This window comes from Hydrogenophaga flava NBRC 102514, from assembly GCF_001571145.1.
GTDB classification, from domain to species: Bacteria; Pseudomonadota; Gammaproteobacteria; order Burkholderiales; family Burkholderiaceae_C; genus Hydrogenophaga; species Hydrogenophaga flava.
Window position 1 is genome coordinate 91,155 of sequence record NZ_BCTF01000011.1, and the last position, 12,005, is coordinate 103,159.

Here is a 12,005-nt window from a genome sequence, read left to right on the forward strand (position 1 = left end):
GGATGCTCAGCGCGCGCGCCATTGGGCGATCAGCGCCGACAGGCTGCCGGCATCGGCCGCCGTACCGTAGGTGTAGTGGTCGGGCCGCACGATGGCCGCATGGACGCCGTGGCGCGACATCCACGCAGCCACCACGCCTTCGGCTTCCGGCGTCCGGGCCAGGTCGACCAGCGTCAGGCCGGGTACACCGTCCAGCGGCAGCGTGCCATCGCCCACCAGGCGCCAGCCACGACCGGCGCGCTCGTCCATCAGTTCGCCCACCCCGTCGGCGGTCGCCATGCGGGGTTGCGGAAACAGCGTGCCCGCACCGGGCGTGGTGGTGACGAGTCCACCCACCAGCGGGGGCAGGATGTCCTGGCGCGGCGTGTCCCTGACCACACCGCCGCACTCGGCCAGCAGGCGTGCGTCGCGCTCGCGGGCCTTGGTCTCGTCGCGTTCGCAGATCACGGCGCCGACCCCCTTGATGCGGCTGGTGAGCTCGCGCACATGGGCCTTGCGCTCGGTGCCATAGCTGTCCAGCAGCCGCTCCGCCGCTTCGCCCTGCACCTGGCCCGACAGCACCGCCGCCAGCTTCCAGCCCAGGTTGGCCACATCGCGCACGCCCTGGCACATGCCCTGTCCCAGAAACGGTGGCTGCATGTGCGCCGCATCGCCGGCCAGGAACACGCGGCCCACGCGCCAGCGTTCGGCCACCAGCGCATGGAAGCGGTAGCTGGACTGGCGCCACAGCGTGCCGTCCTCCGGGCCGAGCCAGCGCGCGAGCAGCTGCCAGGTGCCTTCGGGCGTCGCGGCCTCTTTCGGGTCTTCGCCCGGCTGGAGGCTGATCTCCCAGCGGCGGTGATTGCCAGGGCCGATCACCAGGGAGCAGGGCCGCTGGGGCTCGCAGTACTGCACGCTGGTGGCCGGCAGCTTGGCCAGTCCACGCTCGTTGACCATCACGTCGACCACCAGCCAGGGTTCGTCGAAACCGAGGTCCTCCAGCGCCACGCCCAGCTGGGCGCGCAGACCGCTGCTGCCGCCATCGGCGGCCAGGGCCCAGCGCGCGCGGACCGGTCGTCCGGCCACGGTGAGCGTCACGCCGTCGGCGTCCTGCGCCAGGCCGGTGCACTCCACGCCCAGCTCAACCGTCACGTTCGGCAGGCGGGCCACGCGTTCGCGCAGGATGCGTTCCACCGGCGGCTGGGTGAACACGATGGACGGCGTGTAGCCCTGGGGATACGGCGGATCGACCATGGTCATGCGGCGAATCGGCTGGCCGTCCACCCCGTAGTAGACCGAGGGGGTGAAGGGCTCGCAGTGCCGCTGCACCGCGTCCACCACACCCAGTTGCTGGAACACCCGCATGACCTCGTGGTCCAGCGCGATCGCGCGCGGGATCTCGTAGACGTCCTGCAGCCGGTCGCACACGTACACCGAATGACCCGCCTGGCCCAGCAGGGCCGCGGCCACCGCGCCGGCCGGCCCGTAGCCGACGATGGCCAGGTCGTAGACAGGCGCTTCGCTCATCAAGCCTCCGCCACGATCGGGTTGCTCAGCACGCCGATGCTTTCGATCTCGATCTCGATGGTGTCGCCCGCCTTCATCCACACCGGTGGCGTGCGCGCCTGGCCGACACCGGCGGGGGTGCCCATGATGAGGGCGTCGCCCGGCTCCAGCGTCATGCACTCCGAGAGCAGCGCAATGGTCTCCGCGACAGAGAAGATCATGTCGTTGGTGTTGGCGTCCTGCATGACCTGGCCGTTCAGGCGGCTCTGCAGGCGCAGACCGGTGGCGCCGGGCGCCAGTTCGTCGGCCGTGACCAGCACCGGACCGAAGCCGCCGGTGGCGTCGAAGTTCTTCCCGATGGTCCATTGCGGTGTGCGCTTCTGGTAGTCGCGCACCGACATGTCGTTGAAGCAGGTGTAGCCGAACACGTACTGCAGGGCGTCGGCCTGGCTCACGTGCCGGGGCACCCGCCGGCCGATCACCACCGCCAGTTCGGCCTCGTAGTCGAAGCGGCTCGACACCTTGGGCAGCACGCCCGGCTGGCCATGACCCATGAGCGAGCTTTTGCCGCGGTAGAAGAACCAGGGGTAGTCGGGCTTTTCGCGACCCCCTTCCTTGGCGTGGTCGAAATAGTTCAGGCCCAGGCAGATGGTCTTGCCGGGTTCGGGCACCAGGGGGGCGAACGACAGGCCGGCCAGCGGCAGGCGCGGGGCGTTCGACGCGATGGCGGCGCGGCCGGCGGCCATCAGGTCACGACCGGCTTCGAGTTCGGTGCGCAGATCGGCGGCGATGTCGATCGCGGCATCGCCGTCCACGACGGCCAGGCGGGGGCGGCCCTGTTGCAGGTAGGTGGTGAAACGCATGGGAAAAGTCCTCAGAGGTGGGAAGCAAAAACAACGGCGCGCTGCGCCGTCTTCAGGCGTGCGCTGGGCGGGGCGGAGATGCCCCACTGGTCCACCCGGCCAGGTGGCCAGGTCCAGTCCGACGGCTGACCGGGCCGGTAGGTGTGGTCGATCTGTTCGACCTCGGCCGTGTATTCGATGACGATGCCGAAGGGATCGATGAAGTAGTTGAAGGCGTTGTCGCCCGGACCGTGCCGGCCCGGCCCCCATTCGATGGCGTGGCCGGCGTCCTTCATGCGGCCGCCACCGCGCATCACCGCGTCCAGCGACGGCATCAGGAAGGCGACGTGGTTGAGGGCGTCGTTGTCGCTGTCGCCCAGGGCGATGCTGTGGTGGTCCGCATCGCAGTTCATGAAGGCCATGATCCGCGTGCGGTCGGCTAGCACGAAGCCCAGCACCTGTTCCAGGAAGGCCTGGGTGGCCGCCACATCGTGGCTGTTGAGCACGGCATGGGCCAGGCGCTGCGGTTGGTCGGCGGGCGTGGGGTCGGTGGGCGTTCGCAGCGTGTCGCCGTGCACCACCTCGTAGCGGCGGCCATGGCCGTCGCGCACGATCAGGCGCCGGCCGCCGGCCGGGTCGGTCGCGGGGGCCTCGTCGTGTTCCACCTGCCCGCCTGCCTGGAGCGTGGCGGCCGCGATGGCTTGCAGGGACTCGGCGCTGCGCGCACGCAGGGTGACCTGTCTCAGCTGGGGCTCACCGGCTTGCTGGTGGAGCGCCAGCAGATGGTGGTCGGTGCCGCTGCCGCGCAGGTAGAGCACCCCGTCACCGCGTGCGGCCACCTCCAGCTGCCACACCTGGGTGTAGAAGGTTTCGGCGGCGCTCAGGTCGGGCACCGTCAGCGCCACGCTTCGCAGCGACTGGATCCAGGGCGATTTCATGAAGATTCCTTTGACAGAGTGAGGTACCGGCCGAGGAAGCGCTGCGCGTTCCCTAAGGCCAGTGCCTCGCGCGTGGCGGTGTCCAGGCCGGCCTCTGTCAGGCGGTCCAGTGGCCGGGGTTCGTGGAAGTTGAAGGGGTGGTCGGTGCCCAGCATCAGCGACTGGGCGCCGAAGCTGTGCAGCAGATGGCGCAGGGTGGGAGCGTCGAACACCAGGGTGTCGTAGAACAGCCGGGCGGCCTGTGCCCGCGGTGATTCGGGGATGGACTCGCGCAGCGCCGGGAACACCTCCCAGCCCTGCTGCAGACGGGGCAGCAGGGCCGAGAGCGTGCCCCCGCCATGGCTGAACGCCAGGCGCAGGTCCGGCAGGCGCTGCAGCAGCCCGCCGGTGATCACGGAGGCCGCGGCCAGGCCCACGTCGCCGGGGTAGGCCAGCACCTGCTGCAGCTGGGCCGGGCCCACCAGGCGGTCCATGCCCGTCGGCTTGAGCGCGTGCACGAAGACCGGCACATCCAGCGCGACACAGGCGGCAAAGAAGGGGTCGAAACGGGCATCGCCCACCGGCACACCGTTGACGTTGCTGCCGATCTCCACCCCCACCAGACCGAGCGCCTCCACCGCATGACGGAGTTCAGCGATTGCCGCGTCCACGTCCTGCAGCGGCACCGCGGCCAGGCCCAGCAGACGACCGCCCGAGTCGGCACAGATCGCCGTCGTCTGCTCGTTGAGGAAGCGGATCAGGCCCTGTGCGTCGCCCAGATCCAGCCAGTAGCTCAGCAGCTCGGGCATGGGCGATACCACCTGCATGGCCAGCTCCATGCGGTCCATGTCGGCCAGTCGGCGGGGGGCCGACCAGCAGCGCTCGTCCACCGTGCGGTAGTGCCGCCCGTTCACCAGCACGTGGCGGTGGCACAGGCCACGGGCGTCGGGCGCCTCGCCCGTGCTCGGCCAGGGCGAGGGCACGGTGCGACCCAGGTAGGCCGGGAAGCTGGCGGGCACGATGTGCGCGTGCACATCGATGCCGCAGCCACAGGGGTGCAGCGAGGCCACGTGGCTCATTCCGGCTGGATGCCCAGTGTTTTCACCAGGCCGGCCCAGCGCTCGCGCTCGGCGCGCAGGAAGGCCTCGAACTCGGTCACGGTCATCGACGCCTCGACCTGGGAGCCCAGGGCCTGCATGCGCTGCGCCACCTCGGGCTGTCGCAACACGGTTTCCAGGTCGCGGTTGACGCGGGCCACCACCTCGGGCGGCGTGCCGGCCGGTGCGAACAGACCGTTCCAGCCGGTGTACTCGAAGCCGGCAAAGGTCTCGGCCAGCGCAGGCACGTCGGGCATGTCCATCTGCCGTTTCGCCGTGCTCACCGCCAGCGGCCGGACCTGTCCGGATTTGATGAACGGCGTCAGTGCCGCGTCGGGCAGGCACACCAGTTGCACCCGGCCAGCGATCACGTCCTGCAGCGCATCGGCCGACTTCGTGTAGGGCACGTGGTTGAACTTCGCGCCTGCCATGTGGGCCACGCTGTCGGCCAGCATGCCCGAGAAGGTCTTGGGCCCTTCGGTGGCGATGGTCAGCGTGCCGGGCTGGGCCTTGGCCATGGCCAGCACCTCGCCCAGGGAGCGGGCACCGAGTGCCGGGCTGGCGGCGATGACGAAGGGGCTGCGGCCGACCAGACGCACCGGCACGAAGTCCTTCACAGGGTCGTAGGGCAGCGACTTGAAGGTGTACAGGTTGGTCACCATGGCGGCCGTGGTGGCGTAGTAGAAGCTGTAGCCGTCGGGTGCGGAGCGCGCGGCGGCCTGCGCACCGATCACGTTCTGTCCGCCGGCCCGGTTCTCGATCACCAGCGACTGGCCCCACAGCTTGCCCAGCTGTTCGGCCAGGTAGCGGGCCAGCACATCAGGCCCGGCGCCTGCGGGTTGCGAAAGGATCCATCGCACCGGGCGCTGGGGCCAGGTGGTCTGTGCCCAGACCCGTGAGAAGGGAGCGCTCATGGCCAGAACGGCCAGGGCGCGAATCGTGTCGCGACGCAGCATGGTTGTCTCCTGTAGTTGTGCTTGCAGGCGGCATGCTATGCCGCGACCCTCTATGTGTACAGGCGATGACGTGGATACATAAAATCCACGCAATGGATATTCGTTCGGTCGACCTGAATCTGCTGGTGGTGTTCGACGCCATGGCCTGCCAGCGCAGCGTGAGCCGTGCGGCGGAGTCGCTTGGCCTTAGCCAGCCGGCCACCAGCGCGGCGCTGGCGCGGCTGCGGGTGCTGTTCGACGACGCCCTGTTCGTGCGCACCGGCGCGGGCATGGAGCCGACGCCGCGCGCACAGGAACTGGCCCCGCTGGTGCACCGGGTGGTGGAGACGATCGGCAGCCAGATCCTGCAGCGCGCCGGCTTTGACCCGGCGCGTTCGGACCGGCGTTTCACTGTGCTCACCCCCGACATCGGCGAAGTGACCTTCCTGCCGGGCGTGCTGGCCCAGCTGCGCCAGCAGGCGCCGCAGGTGTGCCTCTATGCCATGGCCAAGCCGCGCGAGACCGCGGCGCAGGTGCTGGAGGCCGGAGAGGCGGACCTGGCCCTGGGGTTCTTCCCGGACCTGCAGAAGGCAGGCTTCTACCAGCAGCAGCTCTTCAAGACCTCCTACGACTGCATCTGCTGCGCGCGCAACACGGCGGTGGGACGCAGCCTCACCCTGCGCCAGTTCCTGGCGGCCCGCCATGTCGTCGTGCGGCCGGATGGGCGCGAGCATCAGATCGACCGGTTTCTGGTCGACCGCGGCTACCACCGCGAGGTGCTGCTGGAGCTCTCGCACTTCATGAGTCTGATCGAGCTGTTGCCAGGCTCGGACCTGATCGCCACCGTGCCGCAGGACATCGCGGTGGCCGTGGCGCGCCATGTGCCCGTGCGAAAGATCGCGCTGCCGTTCAGGCCACCGCAGATCCAGGTGCAGCAGTACTGGCACCGGCGCCAGCAGGACGACCCCGCCAACCGCTGGCTGCGCCAGCTGTTCCACAGCGTGAACCGGCGCGACGGCGCGTCGCGGGCCTGAGCAGGGCCGTCGTTCAGCGCACGCGCACGCCCTGGGCCACCAGGGCCCGGTAGGCCGACGGCGCATTGCCGGTGCTGCGCTGGAAGAACTTGCTGAAATAGGCCGGGTCGTCGTAGCCCAGTTGCTGCGCCACCTCGGCCACGCTCTGGGAGGTGTAGGCCAGCAGGCGGCGGGCTTCGAGCATGCGGCGCTCGTTGAGCAGGTCCAGCGCCGACTGCCCGAGCACCGCGCGGCAGCTGCGGCTGAGGTGGTCGGGCGTCACCGACAGCGTCTCTGCGTAGAAGCCCAGCGGCTGGTGCTGGCGGTAATGCTGTTCCACCAGGGCCAGGTAGCGCTGCACCAGCGTGTCGCGTGCGCCTTGCGGGCGCGCCCGGTCAAAGGCCTCGCCATGCCCGCGGACGAACAGCACGGCCAGCAGCGTGGCGCAGGCCAGCAGCGCATGCACGCGCCCCGGGCGCTGCTGCCGGAACTCCGTGGCGATGCGCTGGAACAGGTCCTGACACTCCTGCGCCTGGGCGCTGTCGAGCGCCGGCAGCACGAACGAGGCCTTCAGTTCGGTGCCGAGGAACTGCGCGTCGGCGAGCAGTTCGCGCAGCGTGCCCGTGGGCACCGTCACCTGATGGCCTTCGGTGTCGCGCGTGTACGCAAAGCCGTGTACCGAGCCCGGTGCCAGCATCAGCAGCGCGGGTGCCGACACCTCGAACTCGCGCCCGTCGATGGTGCCGCGCACACTGCCCCGGTGCAGGAACTGGAACTGGTGCAGTCCCTCGTGGCGGTGTGCCGGAATGGTCCAGTCCATCTCCTGGCCGCGCACGGCCACCGATTCGTAGTGCAGGCAGTCGTCGGGTTGGTCGTGGCGGACTTCCTTGAAGGGAACGAGCAGCAGCGGTGCAGGCTTCATCGGTATGGGCGAAAGGAGGTGCCGGAAAAGTACAAGCATGCGCCGAATCGTCCATCGCCGCACCGGGGGAAAACACGCACCATCGCGCTCCACCTGCTGTCCTGTCCGACCATGACCCGAATGCCCGACCCCTCTGTACCTGTCCCCGCACCGACGCGTGCGGCGCCACTGCGACTGACCGGCGCCCAGGCGCTGGTGCAGGTGCTGCTGGCCGAAGGCGTTGACACGGTGTTCGGCATCGTGGGGGGCAAGCTCTCGCCGCTGTTCCATGCGCTCAGCCGCGAGCCGCGCATCCGCTTCATCGGGGTGCGCCACGAGGCCGCAGGCCCCATGATGGCCGCCGCCGTGCACGCCGGCACCGGCCGGCTGGCGGTGGCGGTGGGCGAACTCGGCCCGGGCGGTCTGAATCTGGCGTCGGGTCTGGGCGTGGCGCTGAACAACCACCTGCCGCTGCTGGCCATCACCACCAACCAGCACCGCGCTGCGTCCTACCCGCACGTGGGCGTGTTCATGGACCTCGATACGCGCGCCGTCACCGCGCCGCTGACCAAATGGAATGCGGTGGTGAACGACGCGCGCCGCATGCCCGAACTGGCGCGCCGCGCGATCCGCGAGGCCCTGAGCGGCCGGCCCGGCCCGGTGCACCTGGACATCCCGCAGGACGTGCTGGGCGAGGTGCAGGCGTTTGCCGCCGACGAGTTCGCACTGCCGCCCGCGCGCTACCGCGTGACCGAACCGCCGCGGCCGAGCGCACGCTCGGTGGCCGCGGCCGTGGCGCTGCTGCGCGCGGCCCGCCGGCCGCTGATCGTGGGCGGTGGCGGTGTGGTGGCGGCGGGCGCGGTGGCCGAGTTGCGCACGCTCGCGCAACGGCTGAACGCGCCCGTGCTGCCGACCCAGATGGCGCTGGGCCTGGTGCCCAGCGACAGCCCGCACTTCGTCGGCCATGGCGGCATCATCGCGGGCGATGCGGTGCGCCACGCCTTCGAGCGGGCCGATGTGGTGCTCAGCGTGGGCTGCCGCTGGTCGTCGTGGATGTGGGACGAGCGCGGCGCGCTGGCGCGGCGGCACCACCGGGTGATCAACATCAACATCGACCCCTCGGCGCTGGGCCAGGCCGTGATGCACGAGGTGGCCATGCAGGCCGACGCTGGCGAGGCCCTGCGCGATCTGCTGTCGGCGCTGGGTGACGCGCCAGTACCTGCTGGCGAATGGCTGGCCGAGGTGCGGGCCGTGCGCAGGCGCTACGAACACAAGCTCGCGCTGATGGCGGCCGACACGGAAGAGACCATGCACCCGGCGGCGCTGGCCAAGGCCGTGGCCGACGCGCTGCCGGACGATGCGCTGGCGGTCTACGACGGCGGACACACCACCTTCTGGAGCAACGACTTCACGCAGGTGCGCGAGGTGCGCACCCGCTTTCACGAGCCCGGCATGAGCCACCTGGGCTTCGGCCTGCCGGCTGCGATCGCGCTCAAGAGCCAGTTCCCCCGGCAACCGGTTTTCAACATCACCGGCGACGGCGCCTTCGGCTTCACCCTCAACGAACTCGACACCGCGCGGCGCCATGGCTTGCCGGTGATCACCATCGTGCACAACAACGCGGCCTGGGGCGTGATCCGCATGGGCCAGAAGGCGGGCATGAATTTCGAGATGGGCACCGCCCTGGAGGACACCGACTACGCCGCCATTGCGCGGGGCTTCGGTTGCCACGGGGAGGTCGTCACACGCGCTGGCGATGTGGCGGCCGCTCTGCAGCGGGCGATCGCGTCGGGCTTGCCCGCCGTGCTCGACTGCCGCACCAAGTTCCTGCCGCACCCCGCGGTGGGTCAGTTTGTCAGCATGAACAAGTACGGCTTCCACTCGCTCTCGCGGGTGGAGATGCCCAAGGAGCAACGCATGAACGAGATCACGATGCTGGTGGGGGGCGAGCGCGTCGCCGCGGCCAGCGGCCAGACCTTTGAACGCCGCAACCCACTGGACGGCAGCGTGGCCACCCGCGCGCCGGCCGCGAGCACCGCAGACGCCCGGGCCGCAGTGGACGCGGCGGCCGCCGCCTTCGGTGAATGGTCCCGTCTCGGGCCGGGCGCACGCCGCGCGCTGCTGCTCAAGGCCGCCGCGGAGCTGGAGGCGCGCACGCCGCGCTTCATCGAGACCATGGCGGCCGAGACCGGTGCAGCGGCGCCCTGGGCCGGCTTCAACGTGCACCTGGCGGCTGGGATGCTGCAGGAGGCGGCGGCCATCACCACCCAGGTCAGTGGCGAGGTGATTCCGTCCGACGTGCCGGGCAGCCTGGCCATGGCGGTGCGCCAGCCGGCCGGTGTGGTGCTGGGCATTGCGCCCTGGAATGCGCCGGTGATCCTGGCGGTGCGGGCCATTGCCACCCCGCTGGCCTGTGGCAACACGGTGGTGCTCAAGGGATCCGAACTGTGCCCGGCCACGCACGGCCTGATCGTCGAGGCGCTGCAGGCCGCCGGCCTGCCGCCGGGCGCGGTCAACTTCGTCACCAACGCCCCCGCCGATGCCGCCGAGGTGGTGGAAGCCATGGTGGCCCACCCGGCCGTGCGCCGCGTCAACTTCACCGGTTCCACGCGCGTGGGCCGCCTGCTGGCGGTCACCTGCGCCCAGCACCTGAAGCCGGTGGTGCTGGAGCTGGGCGGCAAGGCGCCGTTCCTGGTGCTCGACGACGCCGATCTGGACGCCGCCGTGGATGGGGCCATCTTCGGTGCCTTCGCCAACTCGGGACAGATCTGCATGTCCACCGAGCGCCTGGTGGTCGACGAACGGGTGGCCGACACCTTTGTGGCCAAGCTGGCGGCCCGTGCCGTGGGGCTGCCGCTGGGCGATCCGCGCAAGGGGCCGGTGGTGCTGGGTTCGGTGGTGGACATGGGCACGGTCGAACGCTGCAATGCGCTGATCGACGACGCGCTGGCCAAGGGCGCCACGCTGGTCTGCGGCGGAAAGGCCGAGAACACGCTGATGCCGGCCACCGTGCTGGACCACGTGACCCGCGACATGCGCATCTACCATGAGGAGAGCTTCGGCCCTGTCAAGCCGGTGGTGCGCGTGGCCGGTGTGGAGGCCGCCGTGGCCTGCGCCAACGACAACCCCTACGGCCTGTCGGCGGCCGTGTTCGGCCGCGACGTGGCGCGTGCACTGGAGGTGGCCCGGCGCATCGAGTCCGGCATCTGCCACGTCAACGGGCCCACGGTGCACGACGAAGCCCAGATGCCGTTCGGCGGTGTCAAGGACTCGGGCCACGGCCGCTTCGGCGGCAAGGCCGGCATCGACGCCTTCACCGAACTGCGCTGGATCACCGTGCAGACCACGCCACGCCACTACCCTTTCTGAACCCACCCCAAAGAGGAGACACAACATGCACCGCAGAACCCTTTTGCGCGCCAGCGCCGCCTTCGGAGGCCTGGCCACCACCGGCTGGGCGGCCATGGCCCAGAGCAACCCGAACGTGTTCGTGTGGTCCGGCTTTCCGGCCGGCGGGCTGGGTGACCAGGTGACCCGGCCGATGCTGGAGCAGATGCGCGGCAAGTACCCGCAGAACTTCGTCTACGACAGCAAACCCGGCGCTGGCGGGCGCATTGCCGCCGAGTTCGTCAAGCGCTCGGCGCCCGATGGCGGCAATCTGCTGCAGTGCCCCAGCTCCACCATCACGCTGCACCCGCACGTGTTCAAGAAGCTGCCCTACGACACCCTGTCCGACTTCGTGCCCATCGCCAGCCAGTGCTCGTACACGGCGGTGTTCACCGCCGGACCGGGGCTGCCGGCCGAGATCCGCACCGCCGCCGACTACCTCAAGTGGGCACAGGCCCACGCCGGCCAGGCCAACTACGGCGTACCGGCCATGGGCTCCACGCTGCACCTGGCTGGTGCCATGCTGGGCAAACAGGCCGGCGTGGACCTGCGCGCCGTGCCCTACAAGGGCGGTGCGCCGTTGCTCAACGACCTGCTGGGTGGGCAGATCCCGGTGAGCTTCAACGTGGTGAGCGAGGTGCTGCCGCACATCCGCTCGGGCAAGCTGCGCGCGCTGGCCGTGACCGCACCCACGCGCTGGAAGGCCTTGCCCGATGTGCCGACGCTCACCGAACTGGGCTTCAAGGAAGTGGCGTTTGTCGACTGGCTGGGCTGGTACGGCCCCGCCGGCACACCCGCGGCCAAGGTGGCGGCGCTCAACACCGCCGTGGGGGCGGCGCTGGACACACCAGCCATGGGGGAGGTGCTGGGCAAGCTGGGCCTGGAGGTCATGAAGATGGCACCGGAACCATTCGCAGCGGCGGTGAAAGAGAATCACGCCTTCTGGCAACGGGTGGTCAAGACCACCGGTTTCACCCCGGAGGACTGAATGGCATCACTCACACTGGAACAGGCCCAGCGCATCATCGCCGGCGCTCTGGCCCGCTCGCGCGAAAAGGGTTTCAAGCCCATGGGCATCGCCGTGGTGGACGAGGGCGGCAACCTCAAGGCCTTTGTGCGGGAAGACGGTGCCAGCATGTTCCGCTTCGAGATCGCCCAGGCCAAGGCCTGGGGGGCGGTGGGCATGGGGGTGTCCAGCCGGGTGCTGGGCCAGCGGGCCCAGGACAACCCCAACTTCTTCGTCTCGCTGGCCGCCACCTCCCAGGGGCGCTTTCTGCCGCAGACGGGCGCGGTGCTGATCCGCGATGGCGCAGGAAATTTGCTGGGTGCGGTCGGCGCCAGTGGCGGCATCGGGGACGAGGACGAGCTCATCTGCGCCGCCGGGGTCGAGGCGGCCGGGCTGGTCAGCGGCTGAGCCGTCCCTTCGCC

At 70.1% G+C, this 12,005-nt stretch carries 10 protein-coding genes and 1 pseudogene; 5 read left to right on the forward strand and 6 right to left on the reverse strand.

Features of this window, described 5'->3' with window-relative positions; all coding sequences use genetic code 11:
• Positions 1-6 precede the first annotated feature (6 nt).
• The 5 genes from HFL01S_RS11390 to HFL01S_RS11410 are packed head-to-tail and all read right to left on the reverse strand — an operon-like array spanning position 7 to position 5,297.
• Positions 7-1,506, reverse strand: a complete 1,500-nt coding sequence (locus tag HFL01S_RS11390; protein ID WP_066258481.1) for a bifunctional 3-(3-hydroxy-phenyl)propionate/3-hydroxycinnamic acid hydroxylase — start codon at positions 1,504-1,506, stop codon at positions 7-9.
• Positions 1,506-2,348, reverse strand: coding sequence for a fumarylacetoacetate hydrolase family protein (locus tag HFL01S_RS11395; RefSeq protein ID WP_066258482.1), 843 nt, complete (start codon positions 2,346-2,348; stop codon positions 1,506-1,508). Before HFL01S_RS11395 ends, HFL01S_RS11390 begins: the two co-directional genes overlap by 1 nt.
• An 11-nt stretch (positions 2,349-2,359) precedes the next feature.
• On the reverse strand, positions 2,360-3,265 hold the full coding sequence (locus HFL01S_RS11400; protein WP_066258484.1) for a VOC family protein: 906 nt from the start codon (positions 3,263-3,265) through the stop codon (positions 2,360-2,362).
• On the reverse strand, positions 3,262-4,323 hold the full coding sequence (locus HFL01S_RS11405) for an amidohydrolase family protein (protein WP_066258485.1): 1,062 nt from the start codon (positions 4,321-4,323) through the stop codon (positions 3,262-3,264). Before HFL01S_RS11405 ends, HFL01S_RS11400 begins: the two co-directional genes overlap by 4 nt.
• Positions 4,320-5,297, reverse strand: coding sequence for a Bug family tripartite tricarboxylate transporter substrate binding protein (locus HFL01S_RS11410; protein WP_066258488.1), 978 nt, complete (start codon positions 5,295-5,297; stop codon positions 4,320-4,322). The genes HFL01S_RS11405 and HFL01S_RS11410 overlap by 4 nt, the downstream gene beginning before the upstream one ends.
• A 92-nt stretch (positions 5,298-5,389) precedes the next feature.
• Between HFL01S_RS11410 and HFL01S_RS11415 the strand changes: the two genes are divergently transcribed.
• Positions 5,390-6,310 (forward strand): LysR family transcriptional regulator, encoded by a 921-nt coding sequence (locus HFL01S_RS11415; RefSeq protein ID WP_066258492.1) that lies wholly within the window; start codon positions 5,390-5,392, stop codon positions 6,308-6,310.
• A gap of 13 nt (positions 6,311-6,323) precedes the next feature.
• Here the strand turns inward: HFL01S_RS11415 and HFL01S_RS11420 are convergent, their stop codons facing one another.
• Positions 6,324-7,211 carry a helix-turn-helix domain-containing protein gene (locus HFL01S_RS11420; RefSeq protein WP_066258494.1) on the reverse strand — a complete coding sequence of 296 codons (888 nt, stop codon included), beginning with the start codon at positions 7,209-7,211 and terminating at the stop codon, positions 6,324-6,326.
• 120 nt (positions 7,212-7,331) lie between these two features.
• Here HFL01S_RS11420 and HFL01S_RS11425 point away from each other — a divergent pair.
• The 4 genes and pseudogenes from HFL01S_RS11425 to HFL01S_RS11440 all read left to right on the forward strand — a co-directional run.
• Positions 7,332-8,993: pseudogene (locus HFL01S_RS11425) on the forward strand (thiamine pyrophosphate-binding protein); the annotation flags it as partial.
• 114 nt (positions 8,994-9,107) lie between these two features.
• Complete coding sequence (locus tag HFL01S_RS11430) at positions 9,108-10,559, forward strand: aldehyde dehydrogenase (RefSeq protein ID WP_066258595.1); 1,452 nt, start codon at positions 9,108-9,110, stop codon at positions 10,557-10,559.
• 25 nt (positions 10,560-10,584) lie between these two features.
• Positions 10,585-11,565: a Bug family tripartite tricarboxylate transporter substrate binding protein gene (locus tag HFL01S_RS11435; protein WP_084383235.1), complete on the forward strand. Its 981-nt coding sequence runs from the start codon at positions 10,585-10,587 to the stop codon at positions 11,563-11,565.
• Positions 11,566-11,991, forward strand: coding sequence for a GlcG/HbpS family heme-binding protein (locus tag HFL01S_RS11440; protein ID WP_066258496.1), 426 nt, complete (start codon positions 11,566-11,568; stop codon positions 11,989-11,991).
• Positions 11,992-12,005 lie beyond the last annotated feature (14 nt).